Annotated in this window: 26 protein-coding genes, 1 tRNA gene and 1 pseudogene; 14 read left to right on the forward strand and 14 right to left on the reverse strand. The window is 63.1% G+C overall.

What is annotated here, in order from left to right:
* Window positions 1–8: 8 nt before the first annotated feature.
* Window positions 9–851: a TPM domain-containing protein gene (locus NKJ01_RS28725; protein ID WP_352606265.1), complete on the reverse strand. Its 843-nt coding sequence runs from the start codon at window positions 849–851 to the stop codon at window positions 9–11.
* Between the two features lie 177 nt (window positions 852–1,028).
* Window positions 1,029–1,667: a LemA family protein gene (locus NKJ01_RS28730; RefSeq protein WP_352606263.1), complete on the reverse strand. Its 639-nt coding sequence runs from the start codon at window positions 1,665–1,667 to the stop codon at window positions 1,029–1,031.
* A 161-nt stretch (window positions 1,668–1,828) separates the two neighbouring features.
* Between NKJ01_RS28730 and NKJ01_RS28735 the strand changes: the two genes are divergently transcribed.
* The 6 genes from NKJ01_RS28735 to NKJ01_RS28760 all read left to right on the forward strand — a co-directional run bounded on the left by NKJ01_RS28735 (window position 1,829) and on the right by NKJ01_RS28760 (window position 7,160).
* Window positions 1,829–2,080, forward strand: a complete 252-nt coding sequence (locus NKJ01_RS28735; RefSeq protein ID WP_023760858.1) for a hypothetical protein — start codon at window positions 1,829–1,831, stop codon at window positions 2,078–2,080.
* Between the two features lie 13 nt (window positions 2,081–2,093).
* Window positions 2,094–2,978 (forward strand): pyridoxal kinase PdxY, encoded by an 885-nt coding sequence (gene pdxY, locus NKJ01_RS28740; protein ID WP_352733239.1) that lies wholly within the window; start codon window positions 2,094–2,096, stop codon window positions 2,976–2,978.
* Entirely contained in the window at window positions 2,975–3,787 is an 813-nt protein-coding gene (locus NKJ01_RS28745; protein ID WP_352733242.1) for a DUF429 domain-containing protein, read from the forward strand. The genes pdxY and NKJ01_RS28745 overlap by 4 nt, the downstream gene beginning before the upstream one ends.
* Before the next feature lie 148 nt (window positions 3,788–3,935).
* Window positions 3,936–4,580, forward strand: a complete 645-nt coding sequence (locus tag NKJ01_RS28750; protein ID WP_023760861.1) for a carbonic anhydrase — start codon at window positions 3,936–3,938, stop codon at window positions 4,578–4,580.
* Window positions 4,577–5,008 carry a nuclear transport factor 2 family protein gene (locus NKJ01_RS28755; protein ID WP_352733245.1) on the forward strand — a complete coding sequence of 144 codons (432 nt, stop codon included), beginning with the start codon at window positions 4,577–4,579 and terminating at the stop codon, window positions 5,006–5,008. Before NKJ01_RS28750 ends, NKJ01_RS28755 begins: the two co-directional genes overlap by 4 nt.
* 97 nt (window positions 5,009–5,105) lie before the next feature.
* Entirely contained in the window at window positions 5,106–7,160 is a 2,055-nt protein-coding gene (locus tag NKJ01_RS28760) for a M3 family metallopeptidase (protein WP_352733248.1), read from the forward strand.
* A gap of 147 nt (window positions 7,161–7,307) precedes the next feature.
* Here NKJ01_RS28760 and NKJ01_RS28765 read toward each other — a convergent pair whose 3' ends face one another.
* The 4 genes from NKJ01_RS28765 to NKJ01_RS28780 form a co-directional block, all read right to left on the reverse strand.
* A complete protein-coding gene (locus NKJ01_RS28765) occupies window positions 7,308–8,801 on the reverse strand; it encodes a M81 family metallopeptidase (RefSeq protein ID WP_352733250.1) in 1,494 nt (497 codons plus the stop codon).
* A 23-nt stretch (window positions 8,802–8,824) separates the two neighbouring features.
* Window positions 8,825–9,649 carry a carbohydrate ABC transporter permease gene (locus tag NKJ01_RS28770; protein WP_352733290.1) on the reverse strand — a complete coding sequence of 275 codons (825 nt, stop codon included), beginning with the start codon at window positions 9,647–9,649 and terminating at the stop codon, window positions 8,825–8,827.
* An 11-nt stretch (window positions 9,650–9,660) separates the two neighbouring features.
* Window positions 9,661–10,530, reverse strand: coding sequence for a carbohydrate ABC transporter permease (locus tag NKJ01_RS28775; RefSeq protein WP_352733253.1), 870 nt, complete (start codon window positions 10,528–10,530; stop codon window positions 9,661–9,663).
* A gap of 100 nt (window positions 10,531–10,630) precedes the next feature.
* A complete protein-coding gene (locus NKJ01_RS28780) occupies window positions 10,631–11,863 on the reverse strand; it encodes an ABC transporter substrate-binding protein (RefSeq protein ID WP_352733256.1) in 1,233 nt (410 codons plus the stop codon).
* 175 nt (window positions 11,864–12,038) lie between these two features.
* Here NKJ01_RS28780 and NKJ01_RS28785 point away from each other — a divergent pair, with 175 nt between their 5' ends.
* The 3 genes from NKJ01_RS28785 to NKJ01_RS28795 are packed head-to-tail and all read left to right on the forward strand — an operon-like array spanning window position 12,039 to window position 14,775.
* On the forward strand, window positions 12,039–12,827 hold the full coding sequence (locus NKJ01_RS28785) for an SDR family NAD(P)-dependent oxidoreductase (protein ID WP_023760869.1): 789 nt from the start codon (window positions 12,039–12,041) through the stop codon (window positions 12,825–12,827).
* Window positions 12,828–12,829: 2 nt separating this feature from the next.
* Window positions 12,830–13,897: an ABC transporter ATP-binding protein gene (locus NKJ01_RS28790; protein WP_352733260.1), complete on the forward strand. Its 1,068-nt coding sequence runs from the start codon at window positions 12,830–12,832 to the stop codon at window positions 13,895–13,897.
* Window positions 13,894–14,775, forward strand: a complete 882-nt coding sequence (locus NKJ01_RS28795; protein WP_023760871.1) for a MurR/RpiR family transcriptional regulator — start codon at window positions 13,894–13,896, stop codon at window positions 14,773–14,775. Before NKJ01_RS28790 ends, NKJ01_RS28795 begins: the two co-directional genes overlap by 4 nt.
* Window positions 14,776–14,792: 17 nt before the next feature.
* On the opposite strand, the gene NKJ01_RS28800 is transcribed toward NKJ01_RS28795, so the two are convergent.
* Window positions 14,793–15,107: a DUF167 family protein gene (locus NKJ01_RS28800; RefSeq protein WP_023760872.1), complete on the reverse strand. Its 315-nt coding sequence runs from the start codon at window positions 15,105–15,107 to the stop codon at window positions 14,793–14,795.
* Window positions 15,104–15,394 (reverse strand): YggT family protein, encoded by a 291-nt coding sequence (locus NKJ01_RS28805; RefSeq protein ID WP_023760873.1) that lies wholly within the window; start codon window positions 15,392–15,394, stop codon window positions 15,104–15,106. The genes NKJ01_RS28800 and NKJ01_RS28805 overlap by 4 nt, the downstream gene beginning before the upstream one ends.
* 158 nt (window positions 15,395–15,552) lie before the next feature.
* Here NKJ01_RS28805 and NKJ01_RS28810 point away from each other — a divergent pair.
* From NKJ01_RS28810 to NKJ01_RS28820, 3 genes are all read left to right on the forward strand, one after another.
* Window positions 15,553–15,628, forward strand: a tRNA-Ala gene (locus NKJ01_RS28810).
* Between the two features lie 311 nt (window positions 15,629–15,939).
* Window positions 15,940–16,689, forward strand: a complete 750-nt coding sequence (locus tag NKJ01_RS28815; protein WP_352733266.1) for a helix-turn-helix domain-containing protein — start codon at window positions 15,940–15,942, stop codon at window positions 16,687–16,689.
* 412 nt (window positions 16,690–17,101) lie between these two features.
* Window positions 17,102–17,350, forward strand: a complete 249-nt coding sequence (locus tag NKJ01_RS28820) for a hypothetical protein (RefSeq protein WP_352606925.1) — start codon at window positions 17,102–17,104, stop codon at window positions 17,348–17,350.
* 186 nt (window positions 17,351–17,536) lie between these two features.
* Here the strand turns inward: NKJ01_RS28820 and NKJ01_RS28825 are convergent, their stop codons facing one another.
* The 4 genes from NKJ01_RS28825 to NKJ01_RS28840 form a co-directional block, all read right to left on the reverse strand.
* Window positions 17,537–18,472, reverse strand: a complete 936-nt coding sequence (locus NKJ01_RS28825; RefSeq protein ID WP_352733270.1) for an energy transducer TonB family protein — start codon at window positions 18,470–18,472, stop codon at window positions 17,537–17,539.
* Window positions 18,469–18,915 (reverse strand): TonB system transport protein ExbD, encoded by a 447-nt coding sequence (exbD, locus tag NKJ01_RS28830; protein ID WP_352733273.1) that lies wholly within the window; start codon window positions 18,913–18,915, stop codon window positions 18,469–18,471. The genes NKJ01_RS28825 and exbD overlap by 4 nt, the downstream gene beginning before the upstream one ends.
* A gap of 4 nt (window positions 18,916–18,919) precedes the next feature.
* Window positions 18,920–19,879 carry a tonB-system energizer ExbB gene (exbB, locus tag NKJ01_RS28835; RefSeq protein WP_352733276.1) on the reverse strand — a complete coding sequence of 320 codons (960 nt, stop codon included), beginning with the start codon at window positions 19,877–19,879 and terminating at the stop codon, window positions 18,920–18,922.
* A 65-nt stretch (window positions 19,880–19,944) separates the two neighbouring features.
* On the reverse strand, window positions 19,945–20,742 hold the full coding sequence (locus NKJ01_RS28840) for an ATP-binding cassette domain-containing protein (protein WP_352733279.1): 798 nt from the start codon (window positions 20,740–20,742) through the stop codon (window positions 19,945–19,947).
* Between the two features lie 240 nt (window positions 20,743–20,982).
* Here NKJ01_RS28840 and NKJ01_RS28845 point away from each other — a divergent pair, with 240 nt between their 5' ends.
* Window positions 20,983–21,669 carry a cysteine hydrolase family protein gene (locus NKJ01_RS28845; protein WP_352733281.1) on the forward strand — a complete coding sequence of 229 codons (687 nt, stop codon included), beginning with the start codon at window positions 20,983–20,985 and terminating at the stop codon, window positions 21,667–21,669.
* A 6-nt stretch (window positions 21,670–21,675) separates the two neighbouring features.
* Here the strand turns inward: NKJ01_RS28845 and NKJ01_RS28850 are convergent, their stop codons facing one another.
* A complete protein-coding gene (locus tag NKJ01_RS28850) occupies window positions 21,676–22,617 on the reverse strand; it encodes an LLM class flavin-dependent oxidoreductase (RefSeq protein WP_352733284.1) in 942 nt (313 codons plus the stop codon).
* Between the two features lie 112 nt (window positions 22,618–22,729).
* Window positions 22,730–22,885, reverse strand: a complete 156-nt coding sequence (locus tag NKJ01_RS28855) for a hypothetical protein (protein WP_023760893.1) — start codon at window positions 22,883–22,885, stop codon at window positions 22,730–22,732.
* 290 nt (window positions 22,886–23,175) lie between these two features.
* On the opposite strand from NKJ01_RS28855, the pseudogene NKJ01_RS28860 reads away from it, so the two are divergent.
* A pseudogene (locus NKJ01_RS28860) lies at window positions 23,176–23,942 on the forward strand (SDR family NAD(P)-dependent oxidoreductase).
* The last annotated feature ends 241 nt before the right edge of the window (window positions 23,943–24,183 follow it).

The following is a 24,183-nucleotide window of genomic DNA, read 5'->3' on the forward strand; positions in this document are numbered from 1 at the left end:
GATCTGTCTCACCAGCTTCCTGAAGAACCGCCCCCACCGGATGAGCCACCGCCGCCGGAAAACCCGCCGCCGCCCGAGGACCAGCCACCGCCGGAACCTCCCGACGACCAGCCGCCACCGGAGGACCGCCGGTGTGGCTCGAAAGTCATGCCGAGCCAGCGATAGCGGCCGGGCCCAAGCTTCTGGCCGAAGATCGGCGGCAGGACCGAAGCCGCGATGCTGCCGAAGAAGATGATCGCCCAGATGCTGATGAAGACGCCGAAGAACAGGTCATCGGAATTGAAGGGCGCCTGCTGGTTGCGCTTGCCCCGCGCTTCCAATTCCTCCGGATTGCCTTCCAGCACCATGATCATGTCGTCGACGGCCTTTTCTATGCCGCCGGAGAAATCGCCGGCGCGAAAGGCCGGCACCATGTCGTTTTCGATGATCAGCTTGGTGTGCAGGTCCGTCAGCGTGCCTTCCAGCCCGTAGCCGACCTCGATGCGCATCTTGCGGTCATTTTTCGCCACCAACAGAAGCACGCCATTGTTTTCCTTCGCCTGGCCGAGTTTCCAGAAGCGAAACAGCCGGTTGGCGTAAGGTTCGATCTCTTCGCCATCGAGGCTGGGAATCGTCGCGACGACGATCTGATCCGAGCCTTTCGTCTCGAAATCGGCAAGCTTCTGCGTCAGCGCCGCCTTCGTCGCCGCATCGATGATGCCGGCATTGTCGACGACACGGCCGGTCAGAGCGGGAAGTTCGGCGGCGAAGGCGGTGATGGGGAGGAAGAAGAGGCTGGCAAGAAGGCTAAGAAAGGAAAGGTAGGTGTTCCGCGGCGCCCTCCTCTGTCCTGCCGGACATCTCCCCCTCAAGGGGGGAGATTGGACGTCACACCGGCCTTCGCCAATCACCGACGCAGAAGGATGAGCAATGCGCTCGAAACTGCCAATCTCCCCCCTTGAGGGGGAGATGTCCGGCAGGACAGAGGGGGGTGTTTGCACGCCAGCAGTCCGTGATTTCGCGAGATTTATTCCGATGGCAGTCGACGATCACCCGCCCTGCTTCGTGCCGAAATCGACCTTCGGCGTCAGTAGCTTGTCGTCTTCGATGGTGAAATTGGCGAAGGGCTGGTTGCTGCGGAACCAGAAGGTCGCCCACAGCACCGAGGGGAAGGTCCTCAGCGTCAGATTGTATTCCTTCACCGCCAGGATGTAGTCGCGCCGCGCCACCGCGATGCGGTTTTCGGTGCCTTCAAGCTGCGCCTGCAGCGCCAGGAAATTCTGGTTGGCCTTGAGGTCGGGATAGTTCTCGACCACAGCCAAGAGCCGCGACAGTGCGCTGGTCAGGCCGGCCTGGCTGTCCTGGAACTTCTTGAACGCTTCAGGATTGTTCAACGTTTCCGGCGTCACCGTGATCTGGGTGGCCTTGGCGCGGGCTTCGACGACCGCATCGAGCGTGTCCTTTTCGTGAGAGGCATAGCCCTTGACCGTCTCGACCAGGTTGGGGATGAGGTCGGCGCGGCGTTGATACTGGTTCAGCACCTCGCTCCATGCCGCCTTGGCGTTTTCCTCTGCCGTCGGGATGGTGTTGTAACCGCAGCCGGCAAGCAGCGGCAGCACGATCGCCATCATCAGGATGGCAGGCAGCGTGCGGAACATGGACGGCGGGGCAATGCGCTGGGCAAACATGAAGGGGTCCCTCGGTAGAAGTTGCGTGCGAAGCATTACCACAATCGGCACACAAGAAAATGACCTCGGCGGGCACGGTTATCGACACGTTACCGTCAGCCGCAAGGCCCTGTAATTGGCAAGGCGAACGCGGTAAGGTCCTGTCGAAACAGGACATCACCATGGCGGAACGCCAGGACAGCGAGAAGGAATCGCGCCGCATCCTCGAGCGCGTTGCCCAAGAGACGGATCCGGCCGGCAACTCGTTTGTCGCGCGGGCCACGAAAGGCATGCACGATCACGTCACCGCGGCCGATGCCGATCGTGCCGATCCGATCGAAGTCTGGGGCACCCGCATTGGCCGGACACTTGGCCTGCTGCTGGCGCTGGGCCTGATGGTCTGGCTCGTGCTTTACGTCATCCGGGGCAGTTAGGAATCAAGCAACAATGAGCGCCGAACAAACCGACGCGCCGCGTGCGGTCATCGTCATTTCCAGCCATGTCGCGCGCGGCTCGGTCGGCAATCGCGCCGCCGTGTTCGCGCTGGAGACGCTGGGCTTCCCGGTCTGGGCAGTACCGACGGTCATCCTGCCCTGGCATCCCGGCCATGGGAGGGCGACGCGCATCGTGCCGCCGCTCAACCAGTTCAAGGCTTTGATGGCCGATCTGGAGCGCGCGCCGTGGCTGGGTGAGGTCGGCGCCGTGCTATCCGGCTATCTCGGCGAGGCCGGCCAGGCCGAGGCGGTCGCCTCGCTGGTCGCCGCGGTGAAGGCAAGGACGCCTGACGCCGTCTATATCTGTGATCCGGTGATGGGTGATTCGGGCGGCCTCTATGTGCCCGAACCGACCGCCATCGCCATGCGAGACCGGCTGATGCCGATCGCCGACATCGCCACCCCCAATCGCTACGAACTGGAATGGATGGCCGGCGCGCCTTTGCCCGACCTGAAATCGGTGATCGCGGCCGCCCTCCATGCCGGACCATCGACCATGCTGGTCACCTCGGCGCCGTCGATGATGACGGGCGGCACCGGCAATCTTCTGCTCGACGGCAACCAAGTGCTGCTTGCCGAGCATCGCCTGATCGACAAGCCGCCGAATGGCCTGGGCGACCTGACGGCTGCGGTCTACCTGGCGCGCATCCTGTCCGGCCAGCCGCCGATCAAGGCGCTGCAATCGACGACGGCGGCGGTCTACGAGATCCTGGCGCGCACCGCCAAGCGCGGCGGCGACGAACTGCAGCTCGAAACCGATGCGCAGAGCCTGTCGCACCCGATGGCGATGGTGCAGCTGCGCCACCTCACGCATCCGGGGCGGGACCGCCGGGCGTGACATCGACGGAGGCCGTGCTCGTCGGCGTCGACGGCTGCAAGGCCGGCTGGATTGTCGTGCGGCGCGAACTCGGTTCGACACCTCGTAACCCCGGTTCGATACTTCGTAACCCCGGTTCGGCACCCTCCGTCGCTGTCTTTGCAAGCTTTGCTGCCCTGCTTGCCTCACTCCCCGACGATGCTGTCATTGCTGTCGACATGCCGATCGGGCTGCCCGAATTTTCGAGCAAAGGTGGGCGCGGCCCCGAAGCGCTGGTGCGCCCGTTGCTTGGGGCGCGCCAATCCAGCGTCTTCTCGATCCCGTCCCGCGCCGCGCTCTATGCCGACACCAGCGACTTCACCACCATCGAAGCCTGGCATGCCGCTCACATCAGGGCAAGCGAGGTGGCCAAAGCCACATCCGACCCGCCGCGCGGCGTTTCGATCCAGGCGTTCGGCATTTTTGCCAAGATCCGCGAGATCGACGCACTGCTGATCGCGCGGCCCGATTTGCGCGGCCGTGTGTTCGAATCGCATCCGGAGGTCGCCTTCTGCCGGCTGAATGGCGATCAGGCCATGCGGCTGCCGAAGAAGATCAAGGGCAGCATCAATCCGGACGGCATGGCGGAACGCAAGGCGCTGCTCTGCCGGCACGGCTATGAGATGGGCTTCCTCGACCAGCCGCCGCCACGCGGGGCGGCCGCCGATGACTTCCTTGACGCGGCGGCGATGATGCTCGTCGCCGGCCGCATCGCCGATGGCGAGGCACGGCCGTATCCCGACCCACCGCTCATCGATCGTGTTGGCATACCGGTTGCCATTTGGGCGTGAGGGTGCCTGCGAGAGTCGCGCTTCGTGCCTGGCTTTTTACGACGAGCTCCTACAATTCTGCATTGCTCGTGACGGGCTTTTGCCGCTAGAGGCTTGTCTCGACTGCAACGAGCTGCCGCCTCCAACCCCGGAAAGGCCTTAGCCGCCCATGCCTCACCTCCCCGACCATCTCCTCGCCGGCTATCGCAATTTCATGAGCGGCCGCTACCTCACCGAGAGCGGACGCTATCGCGAGCTCGCCCGCGAAGGCCAGGCGCCGGAGACGATGATCGTTGCCTGTTGCGATTCCCGCGCCGCACCCGAAGCGATCTTCGACGCCGGACCTGGCGAACTCTTCGTGGTGCGCAACGTCGGCAATCTTGTGCCGCCCTACGCGCCTGACGGCGAATTCCATTCGACCTCCGCCGCGCTCGAATTCGCCGTGCAGAGCCTCAAGGTCAAGAACATCGTCGTCATGGGCCATGGCCGCTGCGGCGGCATCCGCGCTGCGCTCGACACCAATTTCGCACCGCTGTCGCCCGGCGACTTCATCGGCAAGTGGATGAGCCTGATCGCGCCGGCGGCGGAAACCGTCTCCTCCAGCACCTTCATGACGGCGACCGAGCGCCAGACCGCTCTGGAGCGCATCTCGATCCGCTATTCCATTGCCAATCTCCGGACCTTTCCGTGCGTCTCGATCCTCGAGGGCAAGGGGCGGCTGTCGCTGCACGGCGCCTGGTTCGACATTTCGACTGGTGAACTCTGGGTGATGAACAAGGAAACCGGCGATTTCGAACGGCCGGAGCTGGGATGAAGAGAGCGCGCAAGGCGGTGAATATCCGGTCGACCGTTTTGACGGCGACCGCGCTGCTGATCGCTATTGTTGCCGCCCGCGCCGATGACCGCGCCACCATCAGCCGCTGGTATTCGGCGTTGCTGGTCGCCGACCGCACCGAGCTGTCCGACCTGCTCTCCGACGATGTCCGCATCAAGCTGGACGATCTCGGAATTGTGCAAAGCAAGCAGGAATTCATCGCCTCGATCGACGAATGGAAAGGCGCGGTTGCCGGTACTTCCATTCGGCACCGGATCGAGAAGAGCGAAGGCGGCGTTACCACGGTGGTGGCCTGCTACGACTTTCCCAACAACGACATGCTGATGCAGGAAACTTTCGCGGTGGCCGACAACCGCATCACCGCCAGCTCGCAAGCGGCGATCGCCGAGAACTGCGACGGTTTTTGAAGCGGCTATCGGACACCTGCTGTATTGCGGGTCCGCCGGTCGCGTCCTACATCGGTAGCGACCCACCCTGCCTGCCATCACCAGCGAAAGACTGTCCATGCATTCCACGAAAGCCGTCGACCTCGCCGCCCATCCGCTGACTGCGTGGCAAGGACCGCTCGGCCTGCCCGATTTTACGCGCATTGGCGACGGCGATTTTTCCCCGGTCTTTGATGCGGCGCTGAAGGCGCATGAGGCCGAGATCGAAGCGATCGCCGGCAACGAAGATACGCCGACCATCGAGAACACGCTTGCCGCGTTGGAACTCGGCGGCGAGGCGCTCGACCGTGTCTCGTCGATCTTCTGGTGCCGCGCCGGCGCCTACACCAATGAAGCGATCCAGGCCCTGGAGCGCGACATCTCGCCAAAGATGTCCAGGCATTTCTCGGCGATTTCGATGAATGAGAGGCTGTTTGCCCGCATCGACGATCTCTACCAACGCCGCGAGAGCCTGAAGCTCGACGCCGAGACCCTGCGGGTCCTGGAAAAGACCTGGAAGGGTTTTGTACGATCCGGCGCCAAGCTCGACGCCGACGGCAAGAAACGGCTGGCAAAGATCAACGAGGAGCTGTCCTCGCTCGGCACGACTTTCGGCCAGAATGTGCTTGCCGACGAGCGCGACTGGGCGCTGTTCCTCGACGAGGCCGACCTGGCCGGCCTGCCGGACTTTCTGAAAAGCTCGATGGCCGAGGCGGCCGAAATGCGCGGCCAGAAGGGCCGCTATGCCGTCACCCTGTCGCGCTCGATCTATGAGCCGTTCTCGACCTTCTCCGAACGCCGCGACCTGCGCGAGACCGCTTTCCGCGCCTTCACCATGCGCGGCCAGAATGGCGGCGCCACCGACAACACAACCGTAGTGCGCGACATGCTGAAGCTGCGCGCCGAAAAGGCAAAGCTGCTCGGCTACGGCTCCTTCGCCGCGCTGAAGCTTGACGACACCATGGCCAAGACGCCGGAGGCGGTGCACGCGCTGCTTGATCCGGTGTGGGAGAAGGCGCTGGAAAAAGCAGCGGCCGACAAGACCGACCTGCAGCGGCTGGCGACGCAGGTGGGCAGCAATGAAAAATTCGCCGCCTGGGACTGGCGCTTTTACCAGGAGAAACTGCGTGCGGAGAAATTCGCCTTCGACGAGGCCGAACTGAAACCCTATTTGCAGCTCGACCGGATCATCGACGCCTGCTTCGACGTGGCGACACGGCTGTTCGGCATAACCTTCGTGGAGAAGAAAGGCATCGCCGTCTGGCATCCCGACGCCCGTGTCTTCGTGGTTAGGAATGCCGACGGCAGCGAGCGCGGCCTGTTCCTCGCCGATTATTTCGCCCGGCCGTCAAAGCGCTCCGGCGCCTGGATGAGCGCGCTGCAATCCGGTTATGGGCTCGGTCACGGCTCGAAACCGGTGATTTACAACATCATGAACTTCGCCAAGCCGCCGGTCGGCGAGCCGGCTCTGCTGTCGGTCGACGAGGCGAAGACGCTGTTCCACGAGTTCGGCCATGCGCTGCACGGCATGCTGACCGATGTCACCTGGCCGTCGGTCGCCGGAACCTCGGTCAGCCGAGATTTCGTCGAACTGCCCTCGCAGCTCTACGAGCACTGGCTGACCGTGCCGGCTGTGCTGGAAAAGCACGCGTTGCATGTCAAGACCGGCAAGCCGATGCCCAAGGCGCTGCTCGATAAGATGCTGGCCGCGCGGACTTTCGGCGCTGGCTTTGCAACAGTGGAATTCACCGCCTCTGCCTTGATGGACATGGCCTATCATGCGCGGCCGGATGCGCCGCAGGAGCCGCTTCGTTTCGAAGCCGAAACGCTCGAAAAGCTTGATATGCCTGATACCATCGCCATGCGCCATCGCACCCCCCATTTCGGCCACGTGTTTTCCGGTGACGGCTACTCCGCCGGCTATTACTCCTACATGTGGTCGGAAGTGCTCGATGCCGACGCCTTCGCCGCCTTCGAGGAGACCGGCGACCCCTTCAACCCCGCACTCGCCGAGCGGCTGCGCAAGAACATCTATGCCGCCGGCGGCTCGAAAGACCCGGAGGAGCTTTACACGGCGTTTCGCGGCAAGATGCCGTCACCGGAAGCGATGATGGTGAAGCGCGGATTGGTGTAGCGCTGGGTAATCTCCCCCCTCGAGGGGGAGATGGCCGCGAAGCGGCCAGAGGGGGTCGGTCCGACCGGGCTCGACCTGCCGCGGCAGAAAAAGGTTGGCGCTTCACGAGAGACGACCCCCTCTGTCGCCTTCGGCGACATCTCCCCCTCAAGGGGGGAGATTACCAGCGTCCTTCCACGGATCCGCCACCCTCGGCCAGATCGGCCGCGTCAGCTTGGTGTAGTTGGTCACCGCTGGATTGCTCGGATACGAACTCGGCGCCGAGACATAGATGATCTCGGCAGCGATCGGCTCGAAGCCGGCGTAGAAATGATTGGTCGACTTGATCAGCAGCATGTCCTTGGCCAGCGGATCGACACCGATATTGGAAAAGATATCCGGCTCGAAGGTCTGCGTGCGGTTGGTGTTGAGGATGATGTCGACCTCGGTGCCTTCGATGCGGACCAGGGCCGCCGGCCCAAGCGTCACCCGGCTTGGCCCGAAACTTTGCCAACCCTCCGCAACCGCCCTCAGCACCTTGACCCGTGCGTCGATCGGCTCCCCGGCCTGCGGTCCGGCCTTGCCGCCGAAACGCAGGTCGATGACCGCGCCCTCGCCGGCCGCCAGGCAAAAGGTGACGGCAATCGGATCCCAGATCGTGGCAACGCCGACATTGTTCAGCCCACGCTCCAGCATCTGGCGCAGCACGAAGGTGCCGTCGCCAGGAACGCCGCCGCCGGGATTGTCCCAGATGTCGGCGATAACCACCGGCTTGCCCGGATTTTCCGCGCACACAGCCAGCGCCCGATTGATGCCGTCGGCGGTGCTCAGCATCGTCATTGCCGTCTTCTCGCGCAGCGCATAGAGTTCGCGCCCCAGCCGTTCCGCCAGCGCGTCGCCCTTGGCCTTGTCATTGTCGGTGACAACCAGGATGCGCGTGCCCATCTCGGCCACGTCGGCAGCCATGAAGCCATGGATGACCGAGACCGACAGCACGCCGTCCTTGCCGTGCAGCGCCTTGATACGGTCGACGAAAGAGCGCATCGGCTCGCGGCTGGTCGGCAGCACCTGGATCATGCGGCAATCGAAGGTCGAGATGACAGGCTTGATCTCGCCGCGCACCGCTGCCAAGCCAAGCTCGACGACATGTTCGCCGCGCTCGTAGAAATCGGTGTGTGGAAATTCGAGGAAGTAGGCGAGGATGTCTGAGGCCGCGACGCGCTTCGGCGTCAGATGACTGTGCGGATCAAGTTCGACAGCGATCACCACCTCCGGCCCGACCATGGCCCGGACGCGTTCGAGCAGATCGCCTTCGCAATCATCATAGCCTTGCGCCACCATCGCGCCATGCAGGCCGAGGATGACGGCATCGACCGGCAGTGCTGCCTTGAGCTGGCCCAGGATCTCGTCGCGTAGCGCCTCATAGGTCTGCCGCTGCACCAGGCCGCCCGGCTCGGCCCAGGTGGCGGTGCCCTCGATGATGGTGAGGCCCTCTACGGCCGCGCGCCGGCGCAGCGCGACCATCGGCGACGAGCACAGGGTCGGCGTTTCCGGATGCTTGCCAGGCCCGGCATAGAAGGCCATCTCGAACGAGGCCCGGTCGGTCGGCACCGGCGAGAAGGTGTTGGTTTCCGTTGCCAGCGAGGCGGTGAAAATGCGCATGAAAGCTCCGTCGTGAATAGGCGCTATTTGACCGCTCCGAGCGCCAGCCCGCGGACGAGGTAACGTTGCAGCCAGATGAACAGGATGGCCACCGGCAAGGTCGCCAGCAACGTCGCCGCCATGACGTGGTGCCATTCGATCGTGTAGCGGCCGGCGACCAGCGAAAACACCTGGATCGGCAGCGTATAGCTTTCCTGGCTGCGCAGCATGGTGAGCGCGACGACGAATTCGTTCCAGGCATTGATGAAGGTGAAGATCGCGGTCACCGCGACCGCCGGCAGGCAGAGCGGCAGGAACACCTTGCGCAAGGTCAACCAGCGGCCGGCACCTTCCATCCAGGCCGCCTCCTCGAGATCGCGCGGAATGGTGTCGAAATAGCTCTGCAGCATCCAAACCGTGAAAGCGACGTTGAAGGCCATGTAGATGAAGCCGAGCGCCGTCGTACTCTCGACAAGGCCCCAGGCGGCCATCAGCCGGAACAGGCCAAGCACCAGCACGATCGGCGAGATCATCTGCGAGATCAGCAGGAACTGGCGCAAGGCGCCGTAACCGGCAAAGCGGAAGCGCGACATCGCATAGGCAGCCGGAACCGAGATCAGGATGGCGCCGACGGTGGCGATCACAGACACGTAGAGCGAATTGAGCAGCGCCTGGCCAAAGCCGGTCGCCACCCACATGTCGGAAAAATTCGACCAGCGGAATTCGCTCGGCCACCAGGTCGGCGACAGCACTTCCTGTCTTGGCTTAACCGCGGTCAGGAGCATCACGGCGAAGGGAAAGAGCGTCACCACGATCAGGGGCGTCAGCAGCAGCCAGGCGATGATCGAGCGCTTCAGCTTTCCCGTCATGAGCCGATTTGTCATGCGCGTTGCTCCCGCATTGCCAGCCGCACATAGATCATGGTGAAGACCAGCAGTATGGCGAACATCACCAGCGACACCGCCGACGCTTCGCCGAGTTTGCCGATGCGGAAGGCCAGCTTGTAGAGATGGGTGACCAGGATGTCGGTCGAGTTGGCCGGCCCGCCTTGCGTCATGACCCAGATGATCGGGAAGGAATTGAAGACGTAGATGGTGTTGAGCACGATGGCGATGTTGATGAACGGCTTCAGCAGCGGAAAGGTGATCTCGCGGAACTGCTGGAGCGGCGTCGCCCCCTCGAGAGCCGCCGCCTCGTAGAGGTCGTCCGGGATCGACGACAGCCCGCCGAGGAAGATCGTCGTCGTGAATGGCACAGTCACCAGGATACCGATCAGCACCTGCATCGGGAAAGCGGTCTCGGCGCTCGCCAGCCACTGGATGTTGTGATCGATGAGGCTGAGGCCGATCAGCGCCGAATTCAGCATGCCGCTTTCGCCGCTCAGCGCCCAGCGCCAGACCACCGCGGTCATGGTCAGCGACACCGCCCAGGGCAGCATGATGATGACGCGGGCGATGCCGCGGCCATAGAAATCGGTGTTGAGGATCATCGCCACCGGAATCGACAGCAAAAGCGCACCGCCGACGACCATCACGGTCCACTGGCCGGTGCGCCAGAGCGCGGCCATGAAATCGGGATCGGCGGTGAGCGCTGCGAAATTGGCAAAGTCGTTGAATTCGCGCAGCTGGCCGAAGCGGTTGACATCATGTGTCGAGATTTGGATCAGGTCCCAGACGGGCCAGAAAATAACGACCGCCGCCAGAAACAGGCTGGGCAAAGTCAGGAGATAGGGCAAGAAACGATTTTGCATCGGCTAGCCTGCAACCTCGGCACGCTGGAATCCGGGCCGGGAACCAAGGGGTGGCGCGCCCGCCTGAGGGGAGCGCGCCACGGGCGCAGGGAGATACGCCCTATTTCTTCAGGACGGCGTTGGCCTTGGCGGCTGCGTCCTTCAATCCTGCCTCGGGGTCGCCGCCGAGATAGATCTTCTGCATGGCATCCGACGTGATCTGCGCGACCTCTTCCCAGCCGGGAATGACCGGCGCGAAGCGGGCGTCGGGCAACAGCGCGGTGAACGCCGCCAGATCGGCATTGTTGACGTAATAGTCCATTTTCGCCTCTTCCTTGTTCACCGGTAGGAAGCCTTCACCTTGCGTGAACTTGGCGCGCTGTTCCGTGGTAAACAGGAAATCGAGCAGCTTCCAGGCCTCGTCCTTGTTCTTGGAGTTTTTGAACATGATGATGGAATCGGTGACGCCATACGTGCCGCGCGCGCCAGTCGGCCCGGCGGGAATGGCCGCCACGCCGTATTTCAGGTTCGGCGCCTCCTCCTTGATCTGGTTGGACAGGAAGGGTGCGGTGATCATCATGCCGACCTTGCCCTGCTTGAACAGGTTCTGTACGTCCTCGCGGCTGTTGGAGGTGACGCCGGGCTCCGTCAGACCTTCGTCGATCATCGACTTGTAGAGCTTGGCGGCTTCAAGCGCACCAGGGGTGCTGAGACCGGAGGTGCCGTCCTTGTTGAGGATTTCGGTACCGTAGGACCACATCGCATAGTAGTAGTAGACGTCGGTCTCGATCTCCTTGCCCTGCAGGCCGAAACCGAAGGTGCCGGACCCGAGCGCCTTGATCTTGCGGGCATCTTCCTGCAGCTCGGTCCAGGTTGCCGGCGGATTGGCGATGCCGGCCTTCTCGAACAGCTCCTTGTTGTAGTACATGGCGCGCGCCGAGGCCGCGATCGGCAGGCCGTAGGTCTTGCCGTCCATGATCGAGGGCGAAAGAAAAGTGTCGATGAAGCGGTCCTTGAAGTCAGGCTTGATGTAGCTATCGAGCGGCTCCGCGACGTCCTGCTGCACGAAGTCGATCAGCCAGCGCGTGCCGATGATCGAAAGATCGGCATTGGTGCCGGCGGTGATGTCGGTGGTCAGCTTCTGCAGCAGCACATCCCAAGGTACCACCTCGAACTTGACTGATATGCCGGGGTTTGCCGCCTCGAATTCCTTCTTGACGTCGGCGAAATAGGGAGCAGTCTTGGCGCTGTACTCGGCAACGGTGACGCGCACCTCGCCCGCATCCGCCTGCGCCGCGATTGCCAGCATGCTCATTCCGGCCATCAGGCCGGCAGTCCATTTTGCAAGGCTCATTTGATCTCTCCCATTTGATATTGCGCATGCGCGCTCTTCGTAGCCTAAGCCAGAAGATTTATGTGACTTTCCTACATTATCCGGGATTTAATGGCTTGCAAGCAGATTTTTCTGTTGCTTACTTACATATTCTGGCCTAGGCCTTGCACGGATCTGTCAGCGAGGACGACGCACGGTGGTTTCGCGACCCAAATTCGAAGGCAAAGCCGAGTTCGAGGGCAAAGCCGTCGTGGTGACGGGTGCCGGCGGCGGACTCGGCTCCGCTATCGTGGCGCTGATGGCGCAACGGGGCGCCAGGGTTATCGGCTGCGATCGATCGAGCGAGACGTTGAGGAGCCCGCATCTTGCTTCCCGCCACGTCTTCGATCTTCTCGACAAGGCGTCGATTGCGACGGCGATCACCGCGATCCTCGAACGGGATGGCGTGCCGGACATTCTCATCAACAATGCCGGTTGGACGCGCGCCGAGACGCTCTCCGCGCTCAACCCCGGCAGTATAGAGCAGGAACTCGACCTCAACCTGACCGGAGTGGTGACTTTCGCCGATCCGCTGGTCAAGGCGATGGCCGGGCGCGGCTCCGGCAGCATCGTTTTCATCTCCTCGGTCAACGCCATCGCGCATTTCGGCAATCCCGCCTATGCCGCGGCCAAGGCCGGCATCAACGCCTATGCCAAGGCGATCGCCGTCGAGCTCGGCCGCAACGGCCTGCGCGCCAATGTCGTCTGCCCCGGGTCGATCCACACCGCCGCCTGGGACCACCGCCTTGCCAAGGATCCCGAAATCCTCGGCAAGCTGCAGCGGCTCTATCCGCTCGGCCGCTTCGTCAACGCTTCGGAAGTGGCGGAAGCGGTCGCTTTCCTTGCGTCCGATCGCGCATCTGGAATAACAGGCGTGGTGATGCCGGTGGACGCAGGGCTGACCGCTGGTTGCCTGCCGTTCATCGACAATATTCTGGGAGCGTGAGCATGACCGACGTCGAGTTTCGCGACCTGTCGAAATCCTTCGGGCAGCACAAGATCCTCGAAAACATCAGCCTCGACATCAAGAGCGGCGAGTTCGTCGTGCTGGTCGGCCCATCCGGCTGCGGCAAGTCGACCTTGCTGCGCATGCTGGCCGGCCTGGAGACGATCACCTCCGGCGACCTGTTGATCGGCGGCGTGCGCGCCAATGCGCTGCCGCCGCAGCTGCGCAACATCGCCATGGTGTTCCAGTCCTATGCGCTGTTTCCGCACCTGAAGGCATCGGAGAATATCGGCTTCGGCCCGAAGATACGCGGCGAGGCACGCGAGGCGGTCGACCAAAAGGTCAAAAAGGCGTCCGGCGTCCTCAATCTGTTCTCCTATCTCGACCGCTACCCCCGCCAGCTGTCGGGCGGCCAGCGCCAGCGCGTCGCCATGGGCCGCGCCATCGTGCGCGAGCCGTCGGTGTTCCTGTTCGACGAACCATTGTCCAATCTCGACGCGCAACTGCGCGTGCAGATGCGCGTCGAGATCAAGGCGCTGCACCAGCGGCTGAAATCGACGATCGTTTATGTCACCCACGACCAGATCGAAGCCATGACCATGGCCGACCGCATCGTGGTGATGGATCGCGGGCGGATCCAGCAGGTCGGGGCGCCGCTGGAGCTTTATGACAGCCCGGCCAACAAGTTCGTCGCCAGCTTTCTCGGCTCCCCATCGATGAGTTTTGTCTCGGGTTCTCTCAAGACATCGCCCGAGAAAACCTGGTTCGAATCGGTCGGCGGCGGGCGGCTTGCGCTTGCCGGCAAAGAGGTACCTGTGGGCACTGCAGTGGAGGCCGGCATCCGGCCGGAGCACTTTGTCATCGGCGAGGCTGCCGACGCGATGGCGATCAAGGTGGATGTCGTCGAGCCGACCGGCTCGGAAACCCACGTCTATGGCGCCATCGGCACTGACACGGTGCGCGCCGTGTTCCGCGACAGGGTGCCGGTCAGGCCGGGCGACGTGCTGCCGGTGACTGTCGACCCCGGCAACATCCACCTGTTCGACAAGGCGACGGGCCTGCCTCTATGAAGACGCCGGCCGACATCATCACGCGACTACAGCTGATATTGCAGGACGGAACGAAGTCGGATCGCAAGCTGGCAGGCTTCGTGCTGGCCGATCTCGACTTTGTCTCCAAGGCGGCGATTTCGGAAATTGCCGCGCGCGTCGGCGTCAGCGAGCCGACCGTGACACGCTTCTGCCGCAACCTCGGTTGCGAGGGCTTGCGCGACTTCAAATTCTATCTGGCGCAAGCCATCGCCATTGGCGGCCAGTATCTGTCGCCGGAACCGTTGAACCGCGACGCGCGCGAACAGCGCATCGCTTCCGCCATCACCGAAGCGGCGATATCAGCCATCCAGCGCGCCAGCGAAAATCTCGACATGACGACGCTGGTCGCCGTCGCCGCACGCGTCGCCGTTTCCGGCAATGTGCTGTGCATCGGCTCCGGCGGCATTTCGTCGATGATGGCGACCGAGATGCAGAACCGGCTGTTCAGGCTCGGCGTGTCGGTGTTGGCGCAGATCGACGGACAGCTGCAGCGCATGTACGCCGCCGTTGCCACGCCCGACACCACGCTGATCGCCTTCTCTGTCTCCGGCTATGCGCGGTCGGTCATCGATGCGGTGCAGGTCGCCCAGCAATATGGCGCCACCACAATCGCCATCACCCCGCCGGATTCCGCACTCGCTAGGGTCGCCGACACGGTCATCCATTTCCAGTCGCTGGAGGACGGCAACATCTACAAGCCGACATCGTCGCGCTACGCGCTGCTGTCGATCGTCGACATGATCGTCACGTCGGTCGCCGAGACGCGTGGACCGCGGGTTCTGGAAAACCTGCGCCGCATCAAGCAGAGTGTGAACACGTTGAAAGTCGACGATCCGCGTCTGCCGCTGGGGGATTGAACATCCTATTAAGGCCATCACGACTGTTGGCCGAGCGCCTCGATGTTTTTCGCCAGCATCGCCGGGTCGCCTGCGATGCGCACGGTCTTCAGCCGGGCGGTGCCGCCAGCGACAATCGAGACGGCGGACACCGGCACGTCGAGCGTCTTGGCGATCAACTTTTCGAGCGCTTTATTGGCTGCACCGCTTTCCGGCACGGCGCGGACGCGAGCCTTGAAATGGCTTCGTCCGTCCGCTGACGTCTCGACGCCTTCAAGCCTGTCCAGCGCAGCCTTTGGCGTCAGCCGGACAAACAGGTCGACGCCACCATCGCGCAAGCGGAACGGGCTCACAGGATCAGAGGTGCCACCGTGGTGAGTATGAACTGCCGCAAGAAGAACAGGACCAGAAGCAGGATGATCGGCGAGATGTCGATGCCACCAAGGTCCGGCATGAAACGGCGGATCGGCCGCAATGCCGGCTCGGTCAGGCGGTAAAGCATGTTGCCTATGGAACCGACGAACTGATTGCGCGAGTTGACGACGTTGAAGGCGTAAAGCCAGGAGAAGATCGCCGAGGCGATGATGACCCACCAGTAGAGGTCTAGCGCCATGACGATTGTTTGAATGAGGGCGAGCATGCCGGTCTCCAATTGTTGCCGACATGTAGCCATTGCAGGCGAAACCGGCAAGTGCCGCCTTCCGCCGCATGCGGCCCGAAGTCGGCGGCCACCGATTTCGGCAAAGCGCCGCCTTGACAGGAAACCACGGCGCCCGATAAATGCCCCATCCGCTGGACGGGGCTGTAGCTCAGCTGGGAGAGCGCGTCGTTCGCAATGACGAGGTCAGGAGTTCGATCCTCCTCAGCTCCACCAGCGGAATAATCGATTTCTGCTTTTCACGACAAGAGAAACGCTGCGCGCTCGCCTGCCGGCGATATTTGTTGTGCCAACGTGCCGGCGAAGGCCGCTACTGCGCCTCGCGATACCCGATAAAACTGTTGTCAGTTGGGCTTTTGGCGGAAGCTGCCCGTGGATTGCCGCTATTTTTTTGGAAGCCGCCCCCCTAGATTGGCGCTACCAAATCAGTTTTCTGTGCGTTGTGACAAGGCGTTTCTGCGGGGCGACTGGAGACGCTATATGGGTTTTCGAATCGAAATGAAGAAGCCGCCTGCGGAAGCAAAAACGTGTCAATTCGCGAGAATCTCGCTGCAAACCTTAGACGGCTCTGCAAGGACCATGCCTCCGTAAGCGCGGTATGCCGTGAGCTGGGCATCAACCGCACGCAGTTCGAGCGCTACCTGCAAGGACAGACGGTTCCCAACAAGGCCACCGCCGCGCTGATATGCGACTACTTCCGGATCAACGAGCCCGAACTGTACCGGGATCCCGGTGTCGCCGAACCCAGGGTCCGCGGCCTGCCGCAGGTGTCCGAGGGCTTGTTCAACCAGATGATCCGCCCGCCCAGCCCATCGATCGCGGGGGGCACCTATTTCACCTATTTTTCGATCCCGGCCCGGCCCGACCACTTGATGCGGTCAGTAACCTTCGTGCGTCGCCAGGCCGAGTTGGTCACCTTCAGAAGCGTCACCGGATGGTCGGAACGCCAGGGATCGACATCAGCGCGGGCGCGAGGCAACCACTATGGAGTGGCGATCTCGCGCCTGAACTGGATCTATTTCAGCGGCATCAACCGCCGCCAGACCGGCGAACCGTCGCTGATCTCCGTGCAATGGGCTCCGATCTTCGAACCGGTGCTGATTGGCAAGGCCATGCTTCTGACGGAGGCCGGGCCGGCATTCGTGTCCGTCATCATGCGGCGCGACACCGCCAACATCCGTTCAAGGGACGCCATCCGCATGGCACATGTCATCAGGCTCGACGATCCCGGCGTCGATCAACTTGTGGTCAGCCTGACCCAGGATGGGCTGGGCTGATCGCCTCGATCACCGTGGTTTACGCTAAATAAGAATAAGCCTATACCGAAAAAGCGTACGTTAGCGATTGTCTACTCTGTATCCGAATAAAAACGATATTTTACACTTTAACACCAAGAAAGATAATCCGTCCGCCTGTCTTTGGCTCGCGGATTTACTACAATTTTAACAGATCGTTAACGCTTTCGACCTTACATTTCTTGCTGTGGATCTCGTTCTGGATGAGCTTTCAACGGATCCCGATGGTCAGGAAGGGACAAAAATGGCCAGGAAAGTGAACACAGCTCCGAAGCTGACGATTGCGGCCGGCACGCAGACTGTCTTCTTTTCGCAGGCCATGCACGACAACAAGCGCTGAAGGCGTTCCGCGCCGACGTTCCCCAGGGTACCATCAGTCTGACAGGAGCAGCACGTGTCGAATCAGTCCTTACGTCAGTCGGAACTCGACAGTCTTCAGTATATTTCGTCGGTAACCAATGAGCTCGTGCAGATGGCTGAAGCCGGCCGTTTTCCCATGATCTCTTATCTGCTGGGCATGGCCTATGCGGAAGCCTTCGACGTTCTTCGCGGCGCACGGCCGGCCAGGCACACGCAGCTCAGTGGTAACCCGCTGCACCCCAAGGCAAAGGACATTCGCACCGCCCAGCCCAGGAGTGCGTAGCGGCATGCGCTCGTCGCGGTAGCAATTGACGACAGCTGCCAGGCCGTCAGTGTCTGGAGCGGAGTGGACGCCTTCCGACGACCCGAATCTCAGGATGCTGCGCACGAAATGCCTCTTCTATCTGCGGCAGGTCGAGGCCGTGAGCCTGTCGTTGAGCTACTGATGGGCCCGGCCTTAGTCTAGTCTCTAGTTGCGCAGGCTGAACACGAATGGCGCCGTTCGGCTCTGGCGCGAACCGAGTTCCGGCGGCGGTGCCGGCACTGTGGCGCCTTGCAGCACCGCCAGTGCGGCACGGTCCAAATCCGCATCTCCGGACGAGCGAGAGAGCCTGGCGGACAGGACCCGGCCGGACGAGTCGACCGTGAACGCGACATACGGCTTGCCTTCCACCCGGCGAGCCTTGGCCGAACTGGGATAGCGCGTGTGCCGCTTGATCCAAGCGCCCAGGCGCGAGTCCCACTTGCTGGCGTCGCCGGAGCGCGTCGTCGGTGCTGCCGACTTCGGCGCTGCGGTCCTGGATGCGGGCTTTGCATCGGTACTTGCGACGGTTGCCGTCCTCGGCGGCGGCGCCTTCTCCTTCTTCGACGGTGGCTTGGGCTTTTCGCCAGGCTTTGGCGGCTTGGCCTCGATTGGTTTCTTGTCCTTGACCACATCGACCGGTTTCGGCTGCGGCAAGGGAATGACGACCTTGGGTGTGACAGCCTCCACAACATCCGGAACGGCCTCATCCGGCGGCTGGTCGACCTGTTCAGCCATTTCGGTCTGGGTGGGCTCGTCGGGGGCGACGGCTTCCGTCTGTTCGATAACCGGCTCCGCCTTCTCGACCGGCACTTCAGGCGTCGGCTCGGTCGTTGGTGTCGGCTCGGCCTGATCTGATGTCACCGCGTCCGGCGCCGCAAGCTGTTCCTCCACGGCCGGCATCACCACCATCGGCGCCATCTCGATCACCAGAGCTGGCGGCGGACCGCCGTCCGGGTCGGTGACCATCGTGAAATTCTGCATGGCATAGGCGACCGCGACATGGGCTCCGAGGACCAGCGCGGCTGCAATAGCCCACAAGCCAAAGTCGCGCCAGCCGAAGCGCGACAACTCGACCGAGGGCAAGGCGGCCGCATGCATCATGGCCCCGCTGCACCAGTGGCTGCCGGCGCCGCCTCGAGGCCGACCAGCGCGATCTTCAGATAGCCGGCGCCGCGCAGCAGGTTCATCGCGTCCATCAAGTCGCCATAGGCGACCGCCTTGTCGGCACGCAGGAAGATGCGCGTCTGCTTGTCGCCTTTTGTCCTGCTGTCCAGCGTCGCGGCGAAAGCCGGGCGCGGCACGCTATCGTTGCCGATCGCCAGCGTCAGGTCGTCCTTCAGCGTCAGGAACAGCGGCGTTTCGGGCCGCGGCGCGGGCGTTGCAGTCGAGCCCGGCAGGTCGACATTGACATCCACCGTCGCCAGCGGTGCCGCGACCATGAAGATGATCAAAAGCACCAGGATGACATCGATGAAGGGGGTGACGTTGATCTCGTGGCTCTCCTCGAGATCCTCATCCATGGTCTGTCGGATTCTGCTGCCCATGGCGTTACTCCGCCGCCAGCGCCGTTGCCGGTACGACCGTGCGGAAGTCGAGATCGCGGCTGACCAGCCGTTCGACGCCCGCCGAGGCATCGGCGAGGATCTGCCGGTAGCCGGCTATCGAGCGGGCAAAGACGTTGTAGACGACGACGGCCGGTATTGCCGCCACAAGGCCCATCGCCGTGGCAAGCAGTGCCTCGGCGATACCTGGCGCGACCACGGCGAGATTGGTGGTCTGCGCCTGCGAGATGCCGATGAAGGCGTTCATGATGCCCCACACGGTGCCGAACAGACCGACGAAGGGCGCGGTCGAGCCAATCGTCGCCAGCACACCGGTGCCTCGCGACATGCGCCGCGACGCCGCCGCCTCGATGCGCGACAGCCGTGATGTGACGCGTTCCTTCAGCCCGTCGCCCGAGACATGATCGAGCGCGCCGGCCGAAAGCGCGGTCTCCTCCTCGGCCGCCCGCACCAGAAGCGCGCCGGGGCCGCCGCTGCGGTCGAGCGCACGGCTGGCCTGCTTCAGCGTGGCGGCATCGCCGATTGCCCGGACGGCGCGGCGGATGCGCAGCTTGCCACCAAAAATCTCGAGCGATTTGGCCAACCATATCGTCCAGGTGACGAGTGAGGCAAAGGCCAGCCCGATCATCACCGCCTTGACGATGATATCGGCCGCCATGAACATACCCCACGGCGACAGATCATGCGGCAGGGTCGACTCCATCGCCGCTAAAGGGCCGGTCCCGCCGGGCACGGTCGTGTTCGGCTGATTGGCTGGCCGCACCGGCGCCATCGTAGCCGGCGGCGCGACTGCCGGTGCAGCGGGCGCCGGTGCAACGGGCGCTGGCGGCGCGGCGGGCGCTTCGATCGCGGGCGCGCCCCTGACCGGTTGCTCCTGGGCGGTCGCGCTACCCACCGACAGGATGACGGATGCGACCAACGCCGCCAACAAACCATATCTAGACAACAGCGTCTTCCTTGTTCTCACAGCGGCCAGCCGCTTTCTATTTCCCACCGCTGCATCAAATCTCCTCACTGCACGTAACCGACGGGCTGGCCGGTGACGGGGAGCGCGAACACGCCCATCTCCACGCCGAAAATGCCTTTCAGCACATCGCTTCGCATGATCTCGCCAGGCGTGCCGCGCGTCAGCAGCTTGCCGTCCTTAAGCGCGATCAGCTCGTCGCAATAGCGCGCCGCCATGTTGGGATCGTGCAGCACCACCACCACGCAAAGGTCGCGTTTGCGGCTGAGATTTCTGACTAGCCCGAGCACCTCGACCTGATGGGCGATGTCGAGTGCCGAGATCGGCTCGTCGAGCAGCATGACGCCGGCGTTCTGTGCCACCAGCATGGCCAGCCAGGCGCGCTGGCGTTCACCGCCGGACAATTCGTCCACCAGCCGGTCGGCAAAGCCTTCCATGTCGGTCAGGGCCAGCGCCTCGTCGACATGCTGCCTGTCCTCGGCACGGAAACGGCCAAGCGCGCCGTGCCAGGGATAGCGCCCGAGCGTCGCCAGTTCGCGCACGGTGAGACCGGTCGCCGCCGGCGTCGTCTGCGGCAGATAGGCAAGCGCTCGAGCGAACTCGCGGGCGCCCCATTGCGGCAGCGGGCGCCTGGCGAAGGTGATCGCGCCCGAGCTTGCCGGCTGCTGGCGCGCCATGAGCTTGATCAGCGTCGACTTGCCCGAACCATTGTGGCCGATCAGCCCGTAGACGCGCGAGCGCTCCAGTTCGAGCGAGACCGGACCGAGCAGGGTCCTCGCGCCGACGGCAAAGCGCACCGCGTCGATATGGAAGGCAGTCTGGGCATCAATTCCAGCCACGATCATGGCATCTCTCCAATGCGGCCGCTTGCATCTCCAGATTCCGGCTTTCGGCAAGCCGATGCCCCGGTTGACTAGGAAACATGACGTTGCTAGTCAACATTAAAGATGACTGCAACGATCAACAAACCGTCGTGACCTGCCGCACCTCGGCATTCTGCCGCTTCGCGTTGGGCTGCCACGCCGGTGGACGGCTGCTGCTTCGCCGGTCAGGATGGGCCCCACAAATCGGTGAGGAGAGCCCGGATGATCAAGGCAACGCCCTTCGACTTCCCCTTCGACGGCAGGCTGGTTGCCGAAAACACCGCGCTGATCGTCATCGACCTGCAGCACGATTTTCTGTCGACGACGGGCTACTTCGCCAGGCAGGGATATGACCCGTCGCCGCTCAGGGCGATCCTGCCGGCCGTGAGCCGGCTGATAGCGGCCGCCCGCAAGGCCGGCGTCAGGATCATCCACACCAGGCAGGGCTATCGGGCTGACATGGCCGACATGACGCCCTACGAGAAATGGCGCCGCAAGCGCGGCGGGCTCGAAGGCACCGAGATCCTGCTGCGCTCGGGTCCAGGGTTCCAGATTGTTCCGGAGATCGACGTCGCGCCGAAGGACATCATCGTCGACAAGACCTGCAACAGCGCCTTTACCTATACGGATTTCGAACTTGTCCTGCGCGCGCAAGGCATCACGCATCTGCTGTTTTCAGGATGCACAACGGATGTCTGCGTCCACACCACGCTGCGCGAGGCATGCGACCGCAATTTTCAATGCCTGACGATCTCGGATGCCTGTGCCAGCGGCGACAGACAAGCCCACGAAGCCGCGCTTCATATGGTGACAATCGAGGACGGCGTGTTTGGCGCACTGACGGATTCAGACGCCGTCATAGAGGGCCTGTCGCGGCTTGGCGACAGGCCTGAAGCACCGAAGGGCTGAAGGCCCTCACCCCGCTGCGCGCGTCTCAATACCCGCGCGCGGCGCGAACGTCCCGGGCTGGAATGCGTCCGTTTCGCGGCGCACCAGCGAATTGCGCAGCAGGGCGATCGTTTCCCGGCCGACGGTGGCGATCTCACGCGGCGTGTCGACGCCGACAATCATGAATTCATCAATGCCGAGAGCCGCATAGGCAAGCAGCGACAGGGCGGCCTGGGCCGGCGGGCCGGCCACGTCGACCGCCTTGAGGCCGGGGGCGGAAGCACCCTGGTGGATCCTGACCGGAAGCGCAAAGCGCAATTTGCTCGCCCGGCCGTGTTCGGCGGCCGCGACCCGCACCCGCTCCATGGACTGCCGGACTTCGTCGATCGAGCCCGGTGCCAGTTCGAAGACATCGGCATGCCGGCCAGCCACCTTGACTGCCGTCCCGGATTGCCCGCCCATGCGGATGATCAGGTCGGCGCCGTGCGGACCCTTGCGCGGCACGTAGCCGCCTTTGATACTGTAGAACGCGCCTTCATGGTCGAAGGGCCGGTCGTTCGACCAAAGCCGCTTGAGCAGCACCAGATATTCGTCGATGCGCTGCCAGATGACGGTATGGCCGACCGGCCGTGTTTCGGCGTCGGCGTCGCTCAGCGGCTCGCTGATCATCCGCAGCACCAGCCGCCCGCCGCTTTTCCTATCGATCGACGCAAGCTGGCGGGCCGCCACGGTCGGTTCAACCACGCCCGCCCAGTGCGTCAGCACGACTTCCAGCGACGAAGTCCGGTCCAGCACCTGGGCAGCAAGATCCATATCGGTCAGCAGCCCGGCCGAGTCGTCGACGACGATCTTGCGGAAACCGCCGTCCTCGATCAGTCCGAGCTTGGTCGCGGTCTCGGCGAAGTCATAGAAAAAGGGAACTGCAGCGTCGGCGGTCTTGCCGGGAACATGCGTGAACTCGATCGGCATTGCCATCTCCTCAATTGTGTCGGGCGCGCGCAAGCGCACCGAGGATTCGGTTCATTCAACTCCGATTGCCTGGAAGCGGTGGGGTAGCTAACCCCGGTCGATCTGACGAACGCTAGGGGATGAGGCCCAGAACAACGGCCCCGGTGAACACAAACGCAAGGGCAAAGACCACATAGGCGAAAGCGCCGGCATAGGCCGGGCGGAAGGTCTGGGCATTGGCCAGCCTCTGGCCGCTGCGATCCGTCTGGGCGTTCTGGATATAGGACATATCTGCCTCCGTCTCGCCGGTTAATCTATAAAACTTGTAGACTTTGTCGATTGCTATTTTCGCACCTTAGAGAGAATAATTTTCTCATTTATGTTCGAAAATTGGTTGTCACTTGCTGAGCGCGTATGATCGAGCAAGCGGCCGAACATGGCATGTCCAAATCGCCTGTGCGTGGGATGGACCTATGGCCGTGTCCCTGCTGCACCCAATTCGTGCGTTGGCTGCCCGCTGCGAGCGCGGTAGCATCGCCCAACCATGCAGAGCGGAATCGTCAAATAGGGAGCGAGGCAATGGGCACAAGACTGGCCGGCAAGGTCGCTATCATTTCAGGCGGCGCGACGGGAATGGGCGGGGCGGCCTCGGAACTGTTTGCGGCGGAAGGCGCCAAGGTGGCGATCATCGACCGCAATAACGAGGCCGCTGTCGCAACCGCGGCGGCGATCCGGGAGCGTGGCCATGTCGCCGCGCATTTCGTCGCCGACGTCTCCGATGAAGGCCAGGTCGAATCGGCCGTGAAGGGCGCGACTGAAAAGTTCGGTCCGGTCACCGTGCTGTTCAACCAGCCGGCACCATCGTCATCAAACCCTTCCTGGAGACGACGGTACAGGAATGGGATTGGCTGCATGCCGTCAATGTGCGCTCGATGTTCCTGATGACGCGCGCCGTGCTGCCCGGCATGATCGCGGCGGGCGGCGGCTCGATCGTCTGCACCTCGTCGATCTCGGCGGTGGCGGCGACGCCGAACGAAGTGCTCTACGACACCACCAAGGGCGCCTGCCACATGTTCGCGCGCGCCATCGCCGTCGAGTTCCGCGACCGCAACATCCGCTGCAACGCCGTATGTCCCGGCTTCATCCGTACGCCGCACGGCCTGCGCGAGGTCGCCGATTTGGGCAAGCTCGGTGTCGATGTCTCCGACGCGGCACTGGCCGCGCAACAAGGCCGCATCGGCGAGCCGGAAGAGGTGGCCAAGGCAGCGCTGTACCTAGGCAGCGACGAGTCGAGCTTCGTCAACGGCACGCATCTGTTCGTCGACAACGGCTTTACCGCGATGTGATCTTTTCCTCGCCCCCACGAAAGTGGGGGAGAGGTGGCTCGGCGAAGCCGAGACGGAGAGGGGGAAAGGCTCGACCTGTCTTATGGCCTCATAGACAATTCACCAGCGTTGCTCCCCCTCTCCGACCGCTTCGCGGCCACCTCTCCCCCGATCGACGCAGGGCTGTCCGGGGAAAGTTTTGAGTGAATCGAAATGCCGCATGTGCATGCCCCGTAAAACGGGGTTTGTCCGTCTTCTCTCT

It is taken from the genome of Mesorhizobium sp. M0276 (assembly GCF_040321755.1).
Lineage (GTDB): Bacteria > Pseudomonadota > Alphaproteobacteria > Rhizobiales > Rhizobiaceae > Mesorhizobium.

What these genes read in the sequence shown, in the direction of transcription:
- NKJ01_RS28730 (WP_352606263.1), bottom strand. Translation starts at nt 1,667, where the DNA reads ATGTTTGCCCAGCGCATTGCCCCGCCGTCCATGTTCCGCACGCTGCCT.
- NKJ01_RS28735 (WP_023760858.1), top strand. Translation starts at nt 1,829, where the DNA reads ATGGCGGAACGCCAGGACAGCGAGAAGGAATCGCGCCGCATCCTCGAG.
- pdxY (WP_352733239.1), top strand. Translation starts at nt 2,094, where the DNA reads ATGAGCGCCGAACAAACCGACGCGCCGCGTGCGGTCATCGTCATTTCC.
- NKJ01_RS28750 (WP_023760861.1), top strand. Translation starts at nt 3,936, where the DNA reads ATGCCTCACCTCCCCGACCATCTCCTCGCCGGCTATCGCAATTTCATG.
- NKJ01_RS28755 (WP_352733245.1), top strand. Translation starts at nt 4,577, where the DNA reads ATGAAGAGAGCGCGCAAGGCGGTGAATATCCGGTCGACCGTTTTGACG.
- NKJ01_RS28760 (WP_352733248.1), top strand. Translation starts at nt 5,106, where the DNA reads ATGCATTCCACGAAAGCCGTCGACCTCGCCGCCCATCCGCTGACTGCG.
- NKJ01_RS28765 (WP_352733250.1), bottom strand. Translation starts at nt 8,801, where the DNA reads ATGCGCATTTTCACCGCCTCGCTGGCAACGGAAACCAACACCTTCTCG.
- NKJ01_RS28770 (WP_352733290.1), bottom strand. Translation starts at nt 9,649, where the DNA reads ATGACGGGAAAGCTGAAGCGCTCGATCATCGCCTGGCTGCTGCTGACG.
- NKJ01_RS28775 (WP_352733253.1), bottom strand. Translation starts at nt 10,530, where the DNA reads ATGCAAAATCGTTTCTTGCCCTATCTCCTGACTTTGCCCAGCCTGTTT.
- NKJ01_RS28780 (WP_352733256.1), bottom strand. Translation starts at nt 11,863, where the DNA reads ATGAGCCTTGCAAAATGGACTGCCGGCCTGATGGCCGGAATGAGCATG.
- NKJ01_RS28790 (WP_352733260.1), top strand. Translation starts at nt 12,830, where the DNA reads ATGACCGACGTCGAGTTTCGCGACCTGTCGAAATCCTTCGGGCAGCAC.
- NKJ01_RS28795 (WP_023760871.1), top strand. Translation starts at nt 13,894, where the DNA reads ATGAAGACGCCGGCCGACATCATCACGCGACTACAGCTGATATTGCAG.
- NKJ01_RS28805 (WP_023760873.1), bottom strand. Translation starts at nt 15,394, where the DNA reads ATGCTCGCCCTCATTCAAACAATCGTCATGGCGCTAGACCTCTACTGG.
- NKJ01_RS28825 (WP_352733270.1), bottom strand. Translation starts at nt 18,472, where the DNA reads ATGATGCATGCGGCCGCCTTGCCCTCGGTCGAGTTGTCGCGCTTCGGC.
- exbD (WP_352733273.1), bottom strand. Translation starts at nt 18,915, where the DNA reads ATGGGCAGCAGAATCCGACAGACCATGGATGAGGATCTCGAGGAGAGC.
- NKJ01_RS28840 (WP_352733279.1), bottom strand. Translation starts at nt 20,742, where the DNA reads ATGATCGTGGCTGGAATTGATGCCCAGACTGCCTTCCATATCGACGCG.
- NKJ01_RS28845 (WP_352733281.1), top strand. Translation starts at nt 20,983, where the DNA reads ATGATCAAGGCAACGCCCTTCGACTTCCCCTTCGACGGCAGGCTGGTT.
- NKJ01_RS28850 (WP_352733284.1), bottom strand. Translation starts at nt 22,617, where the DNA reads ATGCCGATCGAGTTCACGCATGTTCCCGGCAAGACCGCCGACGCTGCA.
- NKJ01_RS28855 (WP_023760893.1), bottom strand. Translation starts at nt 22,885, where the DNA reads ATGTCCTATATCCAGAACGCCCAGACGGATCGCAGCGGCCAGAGGCTG.